Consider the following 19,141-nt stretch of genomic DNA (forward strand, 5'->3'; position numbering starts at 1 on the left):
GCCCGTCCTCGCCAGCCCCTCTACGCCGCGGTCATGCGTCGCCTCCCGTCGATCGCGCTCGTCGCCCTCATCGCGCTCGCCGTCCCCGTGGCGAGCGGCCTCGGCGAGCGGCACGCCAGCGCCAGCGTCGCCTATGAGTCGCCTTACACCTTCGAGCAGACCTTCGGCACGGCGCTGCGCCTCGTGCGCGTCGATCTCGGCTTCAAGATCGTCGAGAAGGACGTCTCCAATGGCTACCTGCTCTTCGAGTACCGGAGCCCGGAGAGCGGCGGCAGGGTGACGCAGGGGGCGATCGAGGTCGTGGACGGCCGCGCCGGGGTGCACGTCGCCGTGCAGCTCCCGGCGATGCCGCAGTACCACGAGCAGGTGCTCCTCGACGGGCTCGTGAAGAAGCTCGCCGACGAGCACGGCGACCCGCCGAAGAAGACGCCCGCAGGCGCGGGCGGGGGCGCACCTCCCCCTGACGCGGGCGCGCCTTCGCCCGACGCGGGCGCGCCCTAGCCGCGCCGCACGTACTCGAAGTCGACGGGCTTGCCCTTGAGCCCCTTGGTCGGCGCAGCGATCCAGTTCGCCATCTGCTTCGGATCGAACACCGGCTTCTCCATCAGGCTCCGCACGTAGGCCTCGTCGCTCGCGGTCGGCAGCCACGCGTCGCGCCGGCGCTCCCACGCCTCCTTCGAGAGCGGGTTGCCGTCGACGTCGAAGTGGAGCCCCGCGTAGATCCCCGAGCTCCGGTGGAAGCGCCGGCTCGGCAGGCTCAGCTTGAACGACACGCCGGACGCCTCGATCACCCGGTTCATCTTGTCGATCCCGCGCTGCGAGTCGGCCACGTACTCGTCGCGCAGCACCTCGTTCATCGCGTTCCTGAGCGGCACCTCCTCGCGCCGCCAGCCGGTCACCGCGCCGCCCCCGGCGGCGGGCACGTGCGGCACGTGCGGCACGTCAATTACGTACACGCCGTCGAGCGCCCGGTGGTCGTCGTACGACGCCTCCTTCGCGCGGCCCTTCACGCTCGAGGCGAAGAACGACGCCGCGTTCGACGAGATCTCCCCGCCGAAGAGGTCCAGCGACAGCGAGTACCAGAGGTTCAGGTACTTCTGCATCGTCGGCAGATCGATGCCGCCCTCGGCGCGCGCGTCCTCGTTCGCGTTGCGCTTCATCAGCTCGCACGTGCGCTCGACGATGCGGAGCAGGCCCGTCTCGCCGACGAACATGTGGTGCGCCTCCTCGGTCAGCATGAACCGCGTCGTGCGCGACAGCGGATCGAAGCCGCTCTCCGCGAGCGCGAGCAGCTGGTACTTGCCGTCGCGATCCGTGAAGTAGGTGAACATGAAGAACGAGAGCCAGTTCGTGCACGGCTCGTTGAAGGCGCCCAGGATCCGCGGCTTGTCCGGGTCGCCGCTGCGCCGCTCCAGGAGCGCCTCCGCCTCCTCCCGGCCGTCGCGGCCGAAGTGGCTGTGCAGGAGGTACACCATCGCCCAGAGGTGCCGCCCCTCCTCGACGTTCACCTGGAGCAGGTTCCGCAGGTCGTAGACGCTCGGGCAGCTCTGGCCGAGCAGCCGCTGCTGCTCCACGCTCGCGGGCTCCGTGTCTCCCTGCGTCACCACCAGCCGCCGCAGCATGTTCCGGAGCTCCCCCGGCACCTCTTGCCACGCCGGCTCGCCCAGGTGGTCGCCGAAGCCGATCGTCCGGTCCGCCACCCGATCCGCGAGGAAGATGCCCCAGCGGTACTCCGGCATCTTCACGTAGTCGAAATGCGCCCACCCCTCGTGATCGACGCTGATCGCCGTGCGCAGGTAGATGTCGTCCGCCTGGAAGCCCTCGGGCCCCGTCTCCCGCCACCAGTCCAGGAACTTCGGCTGCCACGCCTCGAGGGCGCGCTGCAGCTTCCTGTCCGACGCGAGGTCGACGTTGTTCGGGATCCTCTCCGAGTTGACGACCGCGCTCATGTCCGCCTCCAGTCGAATTCGGGGCGCTCCGGCCGCCCGTACACCGTCAGCGCGCCCCGCTGGCCCACCGCATTGGGGCGCTGGAAGATCCAGTTCTGCCAGGCTGACAGCCGCGAAAAGATCTTCGTCTCCATCGTCTCGGGCCCGCAGAAGCGCAGGCTCGCCTCCATCCCGGTGAGCGCGTCGGGCGACAGGCTCACCCGCTCCTCGATCGCGAGCCGCACCTCGTCGTCCCAGTCCATCGCGTCCGGCGCGAAGGTGCAGAGGCCCTCCTCCAGCGCCTCCTCGGCGGACAGGAGGCCCGTCTTCTCCTTCAGCGCGGCCACGCGCTCCGGGGCGCCGAGGAAGCGCGACGCGAGCCGCGTCAGGCCGTTCGACATGACGAGCGGACCGAAGTTCAGCGAGCTCAGCGCAATGGACGCGGGCGACGCGGGCGCCCCTGCCTGCCCCTCGTCCCCTCCGCCGTCCAGCATGTAGGAGCGGTCCGCCGCGAGGGCGAGCTCGAACAGGCTCCCCGCGAAGCAGGAGCCCGGCTCGATCAGCGCGAACACGCTGCGCGCCGTGAGGTCGAGCCGCTTGAGCACGCGCCGCATGTGGAGCAGCACCTCCTTCACGAACCAGTCGTCGCGGCTCGCCCACAGCGCCTCGTCCGCGGCCCGCACCGCGGCGGGAGAGCCGGACGTCCGCAGGAGCACGAGGCCCACCGTCGGGTGGTTGAAGCGGAGGTCGAGCAGCGCGTCGTCGAGCTCGCGGAACGCGCGGAGCGCCCACAGGTCCGCGCCCGCCCGGCGCATCCCGGCGGCGTCGGTCGGCGTCTCGCGCGTCTCGCGCGTCTCGCGCGTCTCGCGCCCTTCGCCGTCCGGCCCGAGCACGCGGATCTCCGCGGTCCTCGCGGCGCGGTCCACCTTCATCGACACGTGGCGGTAGTCGCAGGTGGACACGTCGCCCGCCGTGGCGCGCCGCGCCTCGAGCGGCGAGAGCCTCACCCCGGGCCCCGCCCTGTCCGGCGTCGCCGCCGCGAGCTCGGCGGCGCGCTGGGCCACCACCTGCTCGAAGCGGCTCTTCGGGATCGATCGATCGACGAGGCCCCACTGCTCCGCGCGCTTGCCGCGCACCCCCTCGGCCAGCGTCGAGAACACGTCCGCGAGATCGCGCCGCACCTTGCGCTTGTCCACGAGCCGCGTGAGCCCCCCGGTCCCCGGGAGCACGGCGAGCAGCGGCGTCTCCGGGAACGAGACGGCGCTGCTCCCGTCGTCGGCGAGGAGGATCTCCTCGCACGCGAGCGCGAGCTCGTAGCCGCCGCCCGAGGCGACGCCGTTCAGCGCCGCGAGGTAGCGCTGCCCGCTCTCGGAGCACGCCTCCTCGATCGCGAGGCGCGTCTCGTTCGTGAACTTGCAGAAGTTGACCTTGAACGCGTGCGTCGACGACCCGAGCATGTAGATGTTCGCGCCGGCGCAGAAGATCCGCGGCTGCGCGCTCGTCACGACGACCGCCTTCACCTCGGGGTGCTCGAAGCGCAGCCGCTGCACGATGTCGGCGAGCTCGATGTCGACCGCGATGTCGTAGCTGTTGAGCTTCAGCTGGTAGCCGGGCCGCGCCGCCGCGTCCTCGTCGACGTCCATCGCCACGCGCGCGATCGCCCCCTCGAACGAGAGCTTCCAGTGCCTGTAGCGGCCTGGCTCCGTCTCGAAGCGGAGGGGCGCGTCCTCGCCGGACGCGCCGTCTTCCCGGGCCCTGGTCTGCGGCGCCGGCGCCGCGGAAGGAGGAGAGGTGGTCGCTTCCATACCCGACGAGCCCACCACCGCGCCGGGGTTCAGTCAAGCAGTATAGTTCTTGTTGGACAGGCTTTCATGAAATATAGTGCATCGACGAGATGGCGTCCCGTCAGACATCGCGCAGGGCGCGGGCAGGCCAGGGGCCGGAGGCCGGCGCGGGGGGCGTCGCGGACGGCGCGCCGCCGATCCTCGCGTACCTCGGCGGTCGGCTCCGGCAGCGGCGGACGGAGCTCGCGCTCACCTTGCGCGAGCTCGCCGAGCTCGCCGGCGTGAGCGAGCGCTTCCTGGTGCTGATCGAGAGCGGGCGGGCGAACGTCTCCGTGGTGCGGCTCGAGGACATCGGCCGCGCGCTGGGCACCTCGGCCGCCGCGCTGCTCTCGGCGGGCGAGCTCGGCGAGGAGGCGCCGCCGCGCGGCCGGTCGGCCGGCGAGGACGGGGAAGGGGCGGGCGAGCCCCTCGTCGCGCTGCTCGGCCTGCGCGGGGCCGGCAAGACCACGATCGGCGGCCGCGCCGCGGCGCGGCTCGGCGTGCCCTTCCTCGAGCTCGACGCCCTCGTGGCCGCGCGCGCGGGGATGAGCCTCGCCGCCCTGTTCGAGATCCATGGGAACGCCTACTACCGGCGGCTGGAGCGCGAGGAGCTCGCGCGGCTCGAGGGCGCGCGCGCCCACGGGATCGTGGCCACGGGGGGCGGCCTGGTGACCGATCCGGCGACCTTCGAGCGACTGAGGCGCTGCGCGGTGACGGTGTGGCTGCGGGCGACGCCCGAGGACCACTGGCGCCGCGTGGTCGAGCAGGGGGACGCGCGCCCCATGGCCAACCGGGCCGACGCCATGAAGGAGCTCAGGGCGCTCTTCCAGGCGCGGCGCGCGCTCTATGAGCAGGCCGACTTCGCGGTGGACACGTCGGCGCTCGGTCTCGCGCGCTCTGTCGATCGCGTGGTCAAGATCGCGCGTGAAGCTGGTAGAAGGAACGCGACGCGCTCGCCTTGAGTCGGGGGCGCGCTCCCCCTCCTCCCCATGTCCATGCCGCGCCTCAAAATTCTCTTCGTGGTGTCCGAGTGCGTCCCCTTCAGCAAGACGGGTGGTCTAGCCGACGTGGCGGGCGCGCTGCCGATCGCGCTCGCCGCGGCCGGTCACGACGTGCGCGTCGTGATGCCGGCGTACCGTGCCGCCAAGCGTTACCTTGCCCGCCAGATCGCGCTCGCCGAGCAGCGGCCCGCGGGCAGCGAGGCCGTCGCCGCGCCGGCCGTCGCCGCCGCCGCGGCCGCGGGCAACGGGCTCGCCGCCTCAGCGGCCGACGCGGCCCCGGCGGCTGGCGCGGCCCCGGCGACTGGCGCGGCCCCGGCGGCCGACGCCGCCCCGGCGGCAGACGCGACCCAAGGCGGAGACGGCGAGCCTCCGGCGGAGCGCTTCGTGCCGCACCGGCTGCCGATCTCGCTCGGCGTGCCCCTTGGCGGCGGCGAGGCGTGGACCGCCGTCTGGGAGACGCGCCTCGATCCCGGGGCGCCCGGCACACCTGCGCCCCGCGTGTACCTGCTCGAGCACGACGTCCTCTACGATCGCGACGGCATCTACGGCGACGCGCACGGCGAGTTCGGCGACAACCTCGCCCGCTACGCGCTCCTGTCTCGCGGCGCGCTGCAGCTCTGCCACGCGCTCGAGTTCTGGCCGGACATCGTCCACGTCCACGACTGGCAGTCGGCGCTCGTCCCGCTCTACCTCAACGTTCTCGAGCACCGGTCGCCGCTCGCCCGCGCCGCGTCCGTGCTGACGATCCACAACCTCGGCTACCAGGGCTGGTTCAACAAGGGACAGCTCCCCACGACCGGGCTCGGGTGGGATCAGTTCCACAGGTTCTGCCTGGAGGCGTACGACAGCATCAACCTGCTCAAGGGCGGCATCTACAACGCCACGCTCGTCTCCACGGTCTCCCCCAGGTACGCGCAGGAGATCCAGACGTGGGAGGGCGGCGAGGGGCTCGACGGCGTTCTGCGGGATCGCGGCACCGACGTGATCGGGATCCTCAACGGCATCGACGATTCCATCTGGAACCCCGCGACCGATCCCCACATCGCGGCGCCGTTCTCCGCCGAGGATCTCGGCGGCAAGCGCCTCTGCAAGGCGGCGCTCCAGCGAGAGATGGGGCTCGAGGAGCGCCCCGACGTCCCGCTCCTCGGGCTCATCAGCCGCCTGGCGACCCAGAAGGGGATCGACATCCTCGCGGGCGCGCTCGACCACATCCTCTCGCTCGACGTCCAGCTCATCGTCCTGGGCTCCGGCGAGCGCTGGGCCGAGGACCTCTTCTCGCGGATCTCCGGCGCGAGCGACCGCTTCCGCGTCTACGTCGGCATGAACGAGGGGCTCGCCCACCGCATCGAGGCGGGCGCCGATCTCTTCCTGATGCCGTCGCGCTACGAGCCCTGCGGGCTGAACCAGATGTACAGCCAGCGCTACGGGACGCTGCCGGTCGTGCGCGCCGTCGGCGGCCTCGACGACACGGTCGAGAACAACGTCACGGGCTTCAAGTTCGAGGAGATGTCGTCGAGCGCGCTCGGGAACACCGTCGCGTGGGCGGTGCACCTCTACCGCGCCGACCCGGCCTACTTCCGGTCGATGCAGCTGCGGGCGATGAAGAAGAACTTCGGCTGGGCGCAAGCCGCGCGGCAGTACGAGGCCCTCTACCGCCTCGCGATCGCCCGCCGCACCGGCCGCCCGTTCTGACCGCGCCCCCGGCGGAGGCGCGGCGCGATCGGCGCGTGCCTCCCTCGCGTGGGCGGGCGCGCCTCCCTCGCGGGGAGCGCGCTCGGGCGGGTCACTCCTTCTCGGGGGCGGCCGGCGCGGCCGGCGCGGCCGGCTGCGCGGTCCCGGCGGCCTCGCGCGTCGCCGCCTGGCTCTTCGCCATGAGCGAGCGGGAGAGCGCGCGGTGCTTCCCCTCGATCACCGACACGAAGCTCGTGACGACCGGCAGGAACAGGGCAGGGGAGGTGATCCCCTTGTCCGTCAGCTTGGGCTCGGCCGCCTTCACGTCGCGGATGAAGCCGGCGAGCGCGGGCTCCATGATCTTGGCCCACGGGTCGGTCTGGTGGGTCGAGCCGTACACCTTGAGCGCGGCCGCGGACGTCTCCAGCTTCTGGAGCGCGGTCTTCTCCGCCGCCGGATCGACGTTCTTGCTGGCGAGGATCAGCATGAGCGCCCGCGCGTCCTCGAGGGCCGTGATCGCCTCCTTCTGACCCTCGTCCGCCTTCGCGAGGTCGGGCAGGTGCGACGCGTGCCACGCGGACACCGCGAGGCCGAGCTTGTCGGAGTGCGCGTCGAGCTTCTGGAAGTCGGCGAGGAGCTTCGCGTGGAGCTCCTTGCCCTTCGCGAAGCTGTCCTTCTTGTACTCCTCGCGCTGGTAGTAGTTGGCCGCCGCGGCGATGTTCTTCGCCAGCTCGGTCGCGAACGGCGCGTACTCGGCGAGCGCGGCGTCGACGTCCGCCATGGCCGGCTCCTTGAGGCTGAGGGCGACGGTGCAGGCGCGCGCGTTGCGCTCGTGCGGCGCGCGCGCGCTGAAGTTGATCGGCCGGCGCTCGTCCGGCTTGCCAGGCGGGGTCGGCGCGCCCTTGGCGGCGGGGGCGCTGGTGCCGCCCGGCGCGGCGGCGGCGCCGGGCAGGCCGGTCGTCTTCGGCGCGGCGGCGGCGCCGGGCGCGGGCGGCTTCGCGGGGAGCGCGCCCTTCGCGGCGTCTCCGGCCTTCGCCTGATCGTCGTTGCCGAAGCTCGGGATCTTCTTCTCGCTGGGCTCATCCTTGCCGAGGCTCGCGAGGTACGCGTCGCGGGCCTGCTTCAGCGAGAGCGTCCCGAAGTAGCAGACGTCGACGCGGTACTCCTTCATCGACTGCGGGTCGACCTTCGCCATCGGCGACACGGGCGTCCGCAGGCTCGCCTTTCCCTTGTTCGTGTTCGCCGCCGCGGAGCTTGCCGGCTCCGGCTGGGGAGGGGGCGGGTCCTCCTTGCAGCCGGCGGCACCGCTGGCGACGAGCACGAGCGCGATAGAACAGAGAGACCTGACGGAAATCATTCGGTGTGCCTCCTCGGCTGGCGCAGGAACGGGCGCATCATGCCTAAGCCGGCGGCGCTTGCAACACCCGGCCAGGGGCGAGAACTTGCGGCCCTGGTCGGGAAAACCCCGCCCGCGGCCCAAAACACGCGACGCCGCTCGGTTCTTCCAGGCCTCCGCCGGGGCTATCCTCCCCCGGCCTCCGCTGTGGCTGACGAAACGTTCCGGGTCTAATGTCCGCCGCGTGAAGCTGCGAACCTTGACCCTGGACGAGCTGACCATCGACGACGAGCGCTCCTTCCGGCACGTCGCGCTCTACGACGATCTGAAGCAGGCACTCCGGCGCGACGGGTACCGCTTTCGCGTGCCCGAGGGCGAGGCGAGCTGGGATCGCGTCGTCTTCTTGAACCTGACGTTCTGGAGCCAGAGCGAGCAAGGCGACCTGATCGCCGGCGACCACCTCGCCGCCGACGTCGTCGCGCACGTCGCGTGGCACCACCTCGCCCACCGCGCGCTCACGGCCGCGGGCGCCGGCGCTCCGCCCAGCGCTGAGTCGCTCCTGCTCGCCGAGGCCATCGCCAGCGCGTTCGATCTGTACCTCGTCGGGCGCCTCCTTGGGCACGCCCCCGGCTCCGACTTCCTGGCCACGCAGGTGCCCGCGATGGCCGAGGCGGCCGAGGCGGCCGGCCTCTCCGACGCCGGGTTCGAGGCGCTCCTGGAGAGCGTGGCCGGGAACCCGGAGCGCGCCTTCGAGGACCTCCGCGCCCTGCTCTTCGACGTCACGACGGCGCTCGTGCGCTGCGATCGCCTGAGCCGCGCCGCGGAGATCCTCGCCGGCTTCGACGCCCACCGGTTCGCGCCGCTCCTCCACCACTACGAGCTGTCGAACTGGATCCTGTCGACCCGCGCTTCCGGGTCAGCCCCCGCCCCCGATCCGGTCGCGCGCGCCGTCGACACGGCGCTGCGGAGCGCGCCGGTGTCGCTGGACTGGTTGGAGCAACGCTGGGTGCGCCCGCCCGCGCCCCTGCCGGCGCCCGCCGGTGAGCCCTCCGCCTAGACGAATCCAGCGGGATCCGGCGGAATCCCGCGGCCCGGAGCCGGGCGGAGCGGGCGAGCCCGAGGACGACCGCCCTGGTCACCTGTGAAGAAGATTGCGCGTGCTGGCGAGCTGCGCGATTCTCTTCTCAAGGTGCAACTCGCCTGCTCTCTCTGCAGGACCTACGTGGAGATCGGTGTAGGACGCGAGATGCGTCCATCCTTGCCGTTTGTCTGCAAGACGTGTCGCATGAAGAGCAAGCAGTCCGCGTCCGAGAGGGGTGAGCCACGGTCTTCCCCCTCGGGCGTTCCGAGCTCCGCGAGCGGACGCGACCGGCGAGAGCCGTCGAGCGAGCCGGAGCGCGCGAAGCCGTCCTCCGGGCGCCGCTCGGAGAGGGGGGCCGGGCTCTCGAGCGATGTGCTGGACGCCGAGACGACGCTCCCGGGCGCTGGCATCCAGCACCGGCTGGAGCCCGCGGGCGAGACGGAGCGGCGCGCGGCGCCGGAGGCGGCCGGGCGCAGGCGAGGGCTCACGCTCGCGGAGCGGATCGCGCAGCAGGAGCTGGACGTCGCGCCTGAGTCCAGCCCGAGGGCGCTGGATGCGTTCTACGCGGCGGCCGAGGCCTCGCTCGAGCACGCCGTCGTGACGCCGGACGGCGGGCTGGGGCGGCGTGAGGTCCCGGCGCGGCATCGCACGTTCGCCGGCCTCTCCTGGGACGACACGCCCCGCGGCGGCGCGGCGCCGACCGGCAGGAGCCCGTCCGCGCTCCCTCCCGCCGACTCGGATCCCGTCTCGATCCAGGACCTCGCGCAGATGCTCTCCCCGGGCGTCGAGCCGCCCTCGCTCTCGTTCGGCTCGCACGCCCTCGAGGAGGAGCGCGCGAGCCAGCCCGCGCCCGCGCCCGAACCCGCTGCCGTGCCCCGCGCGACCCCGCGCACGCCGGTCCCGGCGCGACCGCCGGCGCGGCGCGAGCAGCGCACAACGTCGCCGGTGGCGCGGCCGCGGACCGCTGCTGTCCCGCGCGCCGGCGGCTCCGCGCGGCCTATCGCGCCGCCGTCGGAGATGCCGCCGGCGCCGCTCTCCGAGATACCGTCGGCGCCGCTGTCCATCGACGAGGGCCGGCCGTCGTCGCACCGCTCGTCGCCCGAGCTCCGGCTCCAGGACGTGCAGGCGATGGCGGCGCTCGCCCCTCAGCCCATGCCGTCCGCGCGGCGCGCCCGGTCCGGTCCGAGCGCCGCGCAGCCCGCCGACGCCTCTCCGGCGGACCTCGCCTTGCTGGGTTCGCTCGCCCCGTCGCCGGCCGCGGGCCCGCCGCGCGCCGCCGAGGAGCAGCGGCGAGATCGCGCCAGGTCCAAGGCGGCCGAGGCGCAGGGCGCCGCGGGAGGGCCGCGGGATCAGGGGAGCGACGAGCGGCCGTCGCACGAGCCGATCGCGCTCACGAACCTCTCCCCGCGGTCGACCGCCCACGCGGCGGGCGACTGGCCCAGCCAGAACGAGCCTCGCGGGCGCGCCGAGCGCAAGGAGACCTCGGGCCTGATCGACCTGCGCAGCATGGCGCCGCCGCCCGGCGAGGAGGGCGAGGCGCGCCGCAACGAGGACCGGGCCGATCACGAGATCCTGAGCATCAACAGCGGGCTGTTCGATGACGCCGCCGCTGGGCGGAGCTCGGACTCCTCGTTCCCCTCGCAGCCCGTCGAGCCCGAGCTCCTGGCCGTCGAGGGACACACGTCCTCCGGGGAAGAGACGCCGGTGCGCACCTCGATCACGGCCGGCTCCCTCGTGTCCGAGAAGCTGCGCTCCTTCTCGACGCCGGCATCGCGCCAGAACATGGCGCTCGCCGGCTGGGTGACCGTCGTCTTCATCGTGTTCGGCGCTGCGCTCTACCTCGCGCAGGCTCACGGCCGCTCGTCCAGCGCCGTGGCGACCCAGGGCGCGCCCGCGGGCAGCGGCGCGCTCGTTGCGGCGCCGCCCGAGGTGCCGCCTCCGTCGTCCGCCGCGGCGGCTCCCGCTGGCCAGATCGCCGACCGGGAGCCGTCCCTGGACGACGAGCCGGTCGCGGAGTCGCCGTCCGCCGCTCCCGGCCCTGCGGAGCAGGCGCTGGCCGCCTCCGCCGGCCCTGCCGGCGAGCCAGCTGCACCGCCGCAGCCCGTGCAGGCAGGGGCTGCTCCCGGGGCGGTACCCGAGCCGACCGCCGCGCCGGCGGCGAGCGCCGCGCCAGCAGCGACCGCCGCGCCGGCGGTGAACCCCGCGCCAGCGGCGACCGCTGCGCCAGCGGCGACCGCTGCGCCGGCGGCGACCACCGCGCCGCAGGCCAGCGAGAAGCCTGATGTACCCGAGCGCCCTGCCCGGGCCGCGGCGCCGAGCGAGCCCGAGCGCGCCAAGCCGGCGGGCAAGCAGCCGCCGCCGGCGCCGCTCCTTCCGGCGAAGGACGAGCCAGCGCGCTTCGATCAGAGCGCGGCGTCCAGCGTCCTCGCGTCCGCGGCGGCGGCCGCCGCCGGGTGCACCGGCGAGGGCCTCACCGGCACGGCCCGCGTGGCCGTCACCTTCGCGCCCACGGGGAAGGCCATGTCGGCGCGCGTGGAGGGGGGCGACCTGGTCGGGACCGCCACCGCCGGGTGCATCGCCGCTGCATTCCGCGACGTCGCGGTGCCGCCTTTCGAAGGAATTCCGGTCACCGTCATGAAGCAAGTGAAGATCCGCTGACGACGGGTCGAAAGCTTTCTATCCTCCCGCCGCTGTGCTGGTCGCGCTTCGGGTCAAGAACTTCATCCTGATGGACGCCCTCGAGCTCCGGCTCGAGCCCGGGTTCAACGTGCTCACCGGCGAGACGGGCGCGGGCAAGTCCATCGTCGTGGGCGCGCTCTCGCTGGTCCTCGGCGGCCGCGCGAGCGCCGAGCAGGTCCGCCCCGGCGCGGACGAGGCCGAGATCGAGGCGCTCTTCGACGTGCGCGGCTCCGATCGCGCGATGGCGATGCTCGACGCCGCCGGCATCGCGAGCGAGGGCGAGCTCGTGGTCCGCCGCGTGGTCCAGGCGACCGGCCGCTCGCGCGCCTATCTGAACGGCCGTCTCTGCACCGCGGGCGAGCTCCAGGCGCTCGCCCCGGAGCTCGCCGACGTCGCCTCGCAGCACGAGAGCGTCGCGCTGACCGATCCGTCGACGCACCTCGGCTACCTCGATCGCTTCGGCCGCCTCGTGCCTGCGCGCAGCGAGCTCGCGGCGGACGTCAGCGCGCTCGAGGCGCTCACCGCCGAGCTCAGGGCCGCCCGCGAGCTCGAGCGCGGCCGCGGCGAGCGCGAGGCGTTCCTCTCCTTCCAGCTCCAAGCCATCGACGCGCTGTCGCCGCGCCCCGGCGAGCTCGCCGATCTCGCGGCCGAGCGCAACCGGCTCCGCCACGCGGGCCGCCTGCACGACATCACGCGGCGCGCCGCGTCCCGCCTCGATCAAGGGGACGACGCGATGTGCGACGAGCTCGCGCGCCTCGCCTCGGAGCTCCGGGCGGCGGCGGAGATCGATCCAGCGCTCGACGATGTCGCCCGCGCGGTCGACGGCTGCTGGACGGAGCTCAGCGAGGCGGCCCGCCAGATCGCCCGTTACGCCGAGCGCGCGGAGGCCGACCCGGATCGCCTCTCCGAGATCGAGGATCGCATGTACCGCCTCGAGGGCCTGCTGCGGCAGCACGGCCCCACGCTCGACGACGTGCTCGCCGCGCGGGCGCGCCTCGCGGCCGAGCTGGAGCGCCTCTCGGGGGTCGAGAGCCACGTCGCGGAGCTCGAGCGGCGGCGCGACGTCTTGCTCGCCGTCGCCGCCGAGCGCGCCCGCAAGCTCTCGGCGAAGCGGCGGAAGGCCGGCGAGAAGCTCGGCGCCGCGATCTCCTCGGAGCTCGCCGATCTCGGCATGGGCGGGGCGCGGGTCGTCGTGGACATCGAGCCGCACGGCGGCGACCGCGCCGAGCTGGTCGTCGACGGCGCCCGCCTCGGCCAGGACGGGATCGACCGCGTCGAGTTCCTCATCTCGCCCAACAAGGGGATCGAGCCTCGCCCCCTGCGCCGCATCGCCTCGGGCGGCGAGCTCTCGCGCGCCCTGCTCGCCCTGAAGCGGGTGCTCGCGGAGTGCGGGCCCGCCGGGCTCTACGTCTTCGACGAGGTCGACAGCGGCGTCGGCGGCGCCGTCGCCGACAAGATCGGGCGCGCGATCGGCGACGTGGCGCGCCACCACCAGGTGCTCTGCATCACCCACCTCGCGCCCATCGCGGCGTTCGCCGGCGCTCACTTCGTCGTCGCCAAGGAGAACGCGGGCGGCATCGCCAAGAGCTCGGTCACGCGCGTCGACAAGAAGGACCGCATCGCCGAGGTGGCGCGGATGCTGTCGGGGGCGAAGGTCACCGGCGCGTCGCTCAGGGCCGCGACGGAGCTCATCGAAGCAGCGCGCCTTTGAGCGGCGGTCACCCGCTTCGGATACGGGCCCATCTCGACGTTTTCGGTGCTCAGCGCACTGGAGTGCGCTTGCGCGCCGAAAACGCCGATCTGGACCCGTCTCCTGTGCGGGTGACCGCCGCTCTGCGACGGCGTACCCGAGGCGGGGTGCGTGGGGCGGATCAGCTCCGCGCGAGCGCGTAGTCGTTCAGATCGACGCGGATCAGGTCCTTGAGCCAGGGGTGCACCGTGATCGCGGTGCGGTAGAGCCCCTGGGCCATGCGCCGGTAGCTCGTGTGCCCCTGCTTCGCCGAGCGGAGCTCGATGACGTGGAAGAGCTCGCGCAGGTTCAGCGTCCAGAGGGTCCTCACGCGGAAGCCGAGCGGCACCGCGTACTGCGACTCGAGGGGGTAGCGCTCCTCCATCGCGTTCCACGCGTCGCGCGCGGCGAGCATCGCGTCCTGGTAGGCCTCGGCGTGGCCGAGATCCGAGAGGGCCTGCGGCGTCTCGAAGCCGAGCCGGCAGGTGAGCCGCTGCGTCGCCGGCGTCAGCATCCTGTGGCGCTGCAGGTCGCGGTACGCGCCGTAGTCGAGCATCAGCTCGAAGGTCATCGTCGACGCCTCGAACGCGCGCGGCGGCGCGTCGTACGGGCCGCGCTTCTCGCACGCGGCCTTCGCGATCCCGATGAGCTCCGGCAGCGTCGCGCGGTGGAGCGCGTCGCCCAGGTTGTAGGCGTGCACGCCCGGATCGCTCCCGTCGTACGCGAGCGCGAGCGCGACGCGCTCCAGCGCGTCCTTGTCGTAGCGCACCAGCCGGACAGGCTGGTTGATCACCATCGTCGCGCTCACGCCCTCGTCCGGCGGCGTGTAGACCCGCTTCATCGCCGCGGCGACGCTGGCCTGCAGCGTCTGCCGGAGCTCGTTCGGCGCGGCGTACTTCACGAGCGTCGGGGTCACGGCGAGCGCCGCCGTGTGCATGTCGCGGGCGACCCTGCGCACCTCCTCGAGCGGGTGCGACAGCATCTTCGTGAGCAGGACCTCGAGCGCCCTCGCGTTCGCGGTGAGGCCGATGTTCGTCCGCGTCCCCGCCGGCAGGAGGCCGCGCAGGAGATCGCACGCCTGCGCGCGCAGCGCCCCCTTGTAGGCGGCGTCCGACATCTTCTCGGGCTTCGGCGAGCGCGCGCCGAGCCGCTCGGTCACCCTGGGGACGAGGTCGAGGTAGGTCGCGAAGAGCCGCTCGCTCGAGGCCTTGTATTTCGCGGCGTGCTCGGCGTCGAGCTCCGGCAGGTCGATGAACGAGTGCTGATCGAAGACCACGTAGCGCGTGCTCTTCTCCGTGTACGAGCCGAGCCGCAGGTCCTCGATCACCTTGGAGGCGACGATGCTGACGTTCTCGATCGCGAGGTGCACCACGGCGTGCTCGGCGACCGACGCGTGGCCGTAGCCCACGACCCATTTCTCGTGGAAGCTCCGCGCCTTGTCCGACGCGAACGCGAGGCCCCGGCGCGGCCGGCCGTCGGCCTCCGGGGCGACGTCGAGCTCCTCGTCGCCGAGCAGGCGCGCCAGGTTGGTGCGCAGATCGTCCCGGCTGCGCGAGTAGTACGCGAACAGGACGGCGATGACTTCTTCCGGCAGACCCGACAGCGAGAAGACGTCGGCCGTCGGGCTCGACACATACGGCGCGATTCGGGCACGCGACGCTTCGTCCAAGGCCATGCACCTGCTTCTACTCCCAATCGCAGGCCGGACGGTCGACAAAACTGGGTTTCCGATCGACAGATCCGGGCCACGTCGACGCACCGCCGCGCAGGCCCTCGTGGCCGGGGCTGGCCGGCGCGCGCGGTCCGGGCGCGGCGCGCGTTCGGCGTTGTGCGCGCCGTCGAGCGCGCTCTGCGTCAGAGCGCTCGCGCCGCGGAGACGGCGAACGGATCGGGGAAGATCTCGCTGTTCGCGAGCGGCCGGCTGCGACGGGTCAGCACCTCGCAGCCGTTCCTCGTCACGACGATGGTGTGCTCGAACTGCGCCGACAGCGAGCGATCGGCCGTCAGCGCGGTCCACTTGTCTTCCTGGATCTCGACCTCGTAGGTGCCGAGGTTGATCATCGGCTCGATCGTGAAGCACATGCCGGCGCGGAGGCGGGCGCCGCTGCCGTACTTGCCGACGTGCGAGACCTGCGGCGCCTCGTGGAAGCGCCGCCCGATGCCGTGCCCGACGAAGGCCCGCACCACCGAGCAGCCCTCGCCCTCGGCGAATTCTTGGATGGCGGCCCCGATGTCGCCAAGGCGCGCCCCGTCCCGGACCTGGGCGATGCCGAGCTGCAGGCTGCGCCGGGACACCTCGGTCACGTGCTTCGCCTCGGCCGAGGGCTTGCCGATGTAGAAGGTCGCGGACGTGTCGCCGTAGAAGCCGTTGTAGATCGTGGTGACGTCCACGTTGATGATGTCGCCCGGAACGAGGACGCGATCGCACGGGATGCCGTGGCAGACCACCTCGTTGATCGAGGTGCAGACGCTCTTCGGGAACCCGTGGTAGTTGAGCGGCGCGGGGTAGCCGCCGCGGCGGATCGTGTCCTCGTGGACGAAGGTGTTGATGTCCTCGGTGGTGATGCCGGCGCGGATCATCTCGCCGACGCCGAGGAGCGTCTCCGCAGCCATCTGTGAGGCCGTGCGGAGGGCGTCGACTTCTTTGACCGTCTTGATGCTCACGTTGCTCACGGCGCAGACAGCTCCCCGAGGACGACGGCCTCTTTGACGGCCGCGGCGACCTCCGCTGTATCAGGTGAAAGGTGCCAGTGGATCTCCGGCTCGCCGGCCTCGCCGGCGAAGCGCCGGATGAAGGCGATGAAGGTGAGCCCGCGGAGCCGCGCGTCGATCGCCTTCGCGACGCCGAACGCGCGGCTCTGCGGCCGGATGTGGAGCTCGAACGCCCGGTCCGGCGCCCGGGGTGTGGCCAGCGGAGGGTAGCCGACCTGGATCCCGAGGTGGTAGGTGCTCTGTTCGCCGATCGAGTCGACGGTCACCGTGTTGACGCGGACCCGCGCGACCACGTCTCCCGTCTGCGACCTCTCGCGGAGGAACAGGTCGGATCTGGGCGAGGGGCCGTCCAGCGAGAAGCCCACGGCGGCAGGCTCGATGTTGTCGTCGAAGACCTCGCGCGCGCCCCCCTCCCATGGGGGCAGGCCGGCCTGTGGATCGACGGACGCCGCGGGGCGCTCGTGGTCGGCGACGCAGCCGCCGGCGGGGCCAACGGTCGCCAGCGCGGCGAGCGCAAGGCGTAAAGGTGCAGCACCGGCGGCAGGGATCATCCTTGGGGCCAGAGCTCGTAGCACGTCGGCCGGTCCCTGTCAGGACCCGGCACACACCGGCCACAAGCGCTGTCGAGGCTGTTTTGCCCTCGTCGCGATCCGCCTCGCGCTCGCTCTCCATCGATCCGGCCGAGCGATCGTCCAACGGCGGTCGACCCCGCTCGGTGCGGAGAACCTATTCTCCTGTCCTACCGCAGGTGCTAGCGTTCTCCGGCTTGCCGGGCTGGGTTTCCTGGCTTTTGCGATTGCACAGAGCGCAGGGACAGGGCCTGCGCCGGCTGGAGGAGGAACATGAAAGCGAAGAGGCTCCTGGGAGCGGCGCTGGCTCTGGGGCTGGGCCTTGCGGCGATCACGAGTGCGACCGTGGCGGCTGCCCAGCAGAAGCGGGGGACGAGCGGGGCGCCTGCCGCGGCTCCTGCCAAGCCTGCCGATACGCCTGCGACGAAGAAGACGATCGCGCTGACGCCGCCGGGCATCGCCTGGGGGATGACCACCAAGCAGGTGGCGGCGGTGATCGACAAGATGCTCGATGAGGCGTACGTGCCGCGTTACAAGGCGATCTCGCCCGGCGTGAAGATGAGGGCGCTCGACGCGGAGCTCGCCGAGGAGAAGAGCGCGTTCCGCCGCAGCCGCATCGACTTCGGCGGGTTGCCGACCGGCATCGACGCGACGCCGCTCAAGGGCGAGTACACCTACCTCAACAAGGAATCGATGATGACGCTGACCCGCGAGAGCGGGAAGCGGTACTTCTTCTTCATCCAGGACAAGCTCTGGAAGATCATCGACGAGCACCCGCTGGGCGAGAAGGCCGCCCGCGGGAAGGACTATACGTCCGCCGTGGTCAAGCTCGTGACGGCGTTCGGGGTTCCTGGTCGCCTGACGCCGCCTGCTCCGGACAAGGGCCGCTACGTCAACGAGGTCGACTGGAAGGACGCGGCCACGCACTTCCGTGCGATCGAGCGGAGCGACTCCGAGATCGCGTTCGCCTACGAGGACCTGGTCACGCTGGGCAGCCTCGATTCGCTCCGCCCCAACAAGCCGGTCGACGCGAACGCCATCGACCCCGCCGTCGCCTCCGCCGTCCGCAAGGAAGAGCCCCCTCCCGCCCCGCCTCCCTCCGCCGACAAGCCCGGCAAAAAGAAGTAGCCCCACGACCCGCCGCGCCCCCGTCCGGCCCTCGTGTTAGCTCATCGCACCCTTTTTTCTTCTCTCCCCCTCCGTCCCAGTAGCCCGCCTGAGGCGGTCACCCGCACAGGAGACGGGTCCAGATCGGCGTTTTCGGCGCGCAAGCGCACTCCAGTGCGCTGAGCACCGAAAACGTCGAGATGGGCCCGTCTCCGCAGCGGGTGCCCGCCTCAGGCCAGGGAGGCGCCGTCGGGGACACGCATGCCGTTCGTCACGATGACCCGCGCGGACGGCGCGACGGCGAGCACCGCTGGCTCGATCACCGCGCGCGCGGTGAGCATGGCCCCGGGGCAGCCCGAGCACGCGCCGGCCAGGTGGAGCGTCAGGTGATCGGGCTCGACGGCCACGATGTAGAGCTCACCGCCGTCGGCTCGGACGAGCGGCGCGATCACCTCGCGGCAAACCTTGAGAAGCTGATCGATGGAAGCCGGCATGGGGGTGAGCTCGGCAGCGCGAGCCAGTCGCCACAGCCTAGCACGGTAGCGCTCGATAAGGAGATCTCAGGCCCGCCGCCGGCCGTGACAGCACCCGGGCCGTAGCCAGGGGGACCGCCCCGGAGGGCGCGCTCAGAGCGTCGAGACGAGCGCGGCGACGCCGGCGTCCGCGGCGAGCTCCGGAACGCGCTGCGCCGCAGCGCCGAAGGTGCGGCCGGCGATCTCCACCGTGCCGCTCCAGGGGCCCGAGGCCGTCTTCACCGGCAAGTCCAGCTTCTCGAGCGCCTCGGTGTTGACGTCGGGCGTCACCGGTCCGCCGTACGCCTTCGCGCCCTTCCACGCGAAGACGTAGAGCAGCGGCGTCGACTTCAGCCCGTCCCGCTTGGCGATCTCGGCGATGTCGCGCTTGGCCGCCTCCTGCAGCCGGTACGCGTAGGCGCGGAACGACCAGCCCGTGACGAAGAGGCCCTGGAGCTCGCCGCCGCTCCGTGTGACCGGGTGCACGGCGACCCACTGGAGATCGGGGCCGTTCCTGACCCCGCGCATCTCCTGCATCTCCCCGAACGCCTCGACGACGCCGCTGCCCGGGGCCAGCACCTTCCTGAGCTCGGGGAACGAGGCCAGGACGGACCTGTTGGCGAGCATGTCCGGATCGGCCTCGCTGCGCAGCACCGTGCCGCTCGGATCGGCGAAAGAGAAGAAGGTGCTCTTCGCGAACTCGAGGTCCTTCACCGAGGCGCGCGCTCCCGCGATCGCCTTCTGGAGCCCGAGCAGGTTCGCGCCCGGGTCGGTGTCCACCAGCGCAGCGAGCTTCTGCGAGCCCGCGGGGAGGCCCGTCCGCACCTGGCCGACGTCCTCCGCGACGACCGGCGCGAGCTTGGCGCAGAGCTCCGCGGCGTGCTTCTGGGAGGTCTTGCCGTCCTCCTGACACGCGCTCCCGAGGGCGGCGGCCAGCGCACAGGCGAGCACGGCAGGCTTGCTTTCGCTTCGGGCGAAGGTGGAAGAGCGCAT

Annotated in this window: 15 protein-coding genes; 7 read left to right on the plus strand and 8 right to left on the minus strand. The window is 72.4% G+C overall.

Annotation, left to right across the window (positions count from 1 at the left end):
* The first annotated feature begins 33 nt into the window (after window positions 1–33).
* On the plus strand, window positions 34–501 hold the full coding sequence (locus WME73_RS06145; protein WP_437915068.1) for a hypothetical protein: 468 nt from the start codon (window positions 34–36) through the stop codon (window positions 499–501).
* On the opposite strand, the gene boxB is transcribed toward WME73_RS06145, so the two are convergent.
* Both boxB and boxC read right to left on the minus strand, forming a co-directional pair.
* Window positions 498–1,949, minus strand: coding sequence for a benzoyl-CoA 2,3-epoxidase subunit BoxB (boxB, locus tag WME73_RS06150; RefSeq protein ID WP_437915069.1), 1,452 nt, complete (start codon window positions 1,947–1,949; stop codon window positions 498–500). The genes WME73_RS06145 and boxB overlap by 4 nt on opposite strands.
* On the minus strand, window positions 1,946–3,733 hold the full coding sequence (gene boxC, locus WME73_RS06155; protein ID WP_437915070.1) for a 2,3-epoxybenzoyl-CoA dihydrolase: 1,788 nt from the start codon (window positions 3,731–3,733) through the stop codon (window positions 1,946–1,948). The genes boxB and boxC overlap by 4 nt, the downstream gene beginning before the upstream one ends.
* 89 nt (window positions 3,734–3,822) lie before the next feature.
* Between boxC and WME73_RS06160 the strand changes: the two genes are divergently transcribed.
* Both WME73_RS06160 and WME73_RS06165 read left to right on the plus strand, forming a co-directional pair.
* Window positions 3,823–4,713 (plus strand): helix-turn-helix transcriptional regulator, encoded by an 891-nt coding sequence (locus WME73_RS06160; protein WP_437744557.1) that lies wholly within the window; start codon window positions 3,823–3,825, stop codon window positions 4,711–4,713.
* A 33-nt stretch (window positions 4,714–4,746) separates the two neighbouring features.
* Window positions 4,747–6,444, plus strand: a complete 1,698-nt coding sequence (locus tag WME73_RS06165; protein ID WP_437917358.1) for a glycogen synthase — start codon at window positions 4,747–4,749, stop codon at window positions 6,442–6,444.
* Between the two features lie 91 nt (window positions 6,445–6,535).
* Here the strand turns inward: WME73_RS06165 and WME73_RS06170 are convergent, their stop codons facing one another.
* Window positions 6,536–7,780, minus strand: coding sequence for a DUF3829 domain-containing protein (locus WME73_RS06170; RefSeq protein WP_437744558.1), 1,245 nt, complete (start codon window positions 7,778–7,780; stop codon window positions 6,536–6,538).
* Window positions 7,781–8,003: 223 nt separating this feature from the next.
* Between WME73_RS06170 and WME73_RS06175 the strand changes: the two genes are divergently transcribed.
* The 3 genes from WME73_RS06175 (at window position 8,004) to recN (ending at window position 13,230) form a co-directional block, all read left to right on the plus strand.
* On the plus strand, window positions 8,004–8,816 hold the full coding sequence (locus WME73_RS06175) for a hypothetical protein (RefSeq protein WP_437915071.1): 813 nt from the start codon (window positions 8,004–8,006) through the stop codon (window positions 8,814–8,816).
* Between the two features lie 228 nt (window positions 8,817–9,044).
* Entirely contained in the window at window positions 9,045–11,498 is a 2,454-nt protein-coding gene (locus WME73_RS06180) for a hypothetical protein (protein WP_437915072.1), read from the plus strand.
* A 34-nt stretch (window positions 11,499–11,532) separates the two neighbouring features.
* Window positions 11,533–13,230: a DNA repair protein RecN gene (recN, locus tag WME73_RS06185; protein ID WP_437744561.1), complete on the plus strand. Its 1,698-nt coding sequence runs from the start codon at window positions 11,533–11,535 to the stop codon at window positions 13,228–13,230.
* 160 nt (window positions 13,231–13,390) lie between these two features.
* Here recN and WME73_RS06190 read toward each other — a convergent pair whose 3' ends face one another.
* The 3 genes from WME73_RS06190 to WME73_RS06200 all read right to left on the minus strand — a co-directional run bounded on the left by WME73_RS06190 (window position 13,391) and on the right by WME73_RS06200 (window position 16,511).
* Window positions 13,391–14,923 carry an FAD-dependent thymidylate synthase gene (locus WME73_RS06190; RefSeq protein WP_437744562.1) on the minus strand — a complete coding sequence of 511 codons (1,533 nt, stop codon included), beginning with the start codon at window positions 14,921–14,923 and terminating at the stop codon, window positions 13,391–13,393.
* A gap of 179 nt (window positions 14,924–15,102) precedes the next feature.
* Window positions 15,103–15,921: a type I methionyl aminopeptidase gene (map, locus tag WME73_RS06195; protein ID WP_437744563.1), complete on the minus strand. Its 819-nt coding sequence runs from the start codon at window positions 15,919–15,921 to the stop codon at window positions 15,103–15,105.
* On the minus strand, window positions 15,918–16,511 hold the full coding sequence (locus WME73_RS06200) for a cobalamin ABC transporter substrate-binding protein (RefSeq protein WP_437915073.1): 594 nt from the start codon (window positions 16,509–16,511) through the stop codon (window positions 15,918–15,920). The genes map and WME73_RS06200 overlap by 4 nt, the downstream gene beginning before the upstream one ends.
* A 291-nt stretch (window positions 16,512–16,802) precedes the next feature.
* Between WME73_RS06200 and WME73_RS06205 the strand changes: the two genes are divergently transcribed.
* Window positions 16,803–17,657, plus strand: a complete 855-nt coding sequence (locus tag WME73_RS06205; protein ID WP_437915074.1) for a hypothetical protein — start codon at window positions 16,803–16,805, stop codon at window positions 17,655–17,657.
* A gap of 209 nt (window positions 17,658–17,866) precedes the next feature.
* Here the strand turns inward: WME73_RS06205 and WME73_RS06210 are convergent, their stop codons facing one another.
* Both WME73_RS06210 and WME73_RS06215 read right to left on the minus strand, forming a co-directional pair.
* A complete protein-coding gene (locus tag WME73_RS06210; protein WP_012233706.1) occupies window positions 17,867–18,130 on the minus strand; it encodes a NifU family protein in 264 nt (87 codons plus the stop codon).
* A gap of 132 nt (window positions 18,131–18,262) precedes the next feature.
* Window positions 18,263–19,099 carry a hypothetical protein gene (locus WME73_RS06215; RefSeq protein ID WP_437915075.1) on the minus strand — a complete coding sequence of 279 codons (837 nt, stop codon included), beginning with the start codon at window positions 19,097–19,099 and terminating at the stop codon, window positions 18,263–18,265.
* Between the last annotated feature and the right edge of the window lie 42 nt (window positions 19,100–19,141).

It is taken from the genome of Sorangium sp. So ce302 (assembly GCF_051530145.1).
Taxonomy (GTDB): domain Bacteria; phylum Myxococcota_A; class Polyangia; order Polyangiales; family Polyangiaceae; genus Sorangium; species Sorangium cellulosum_B.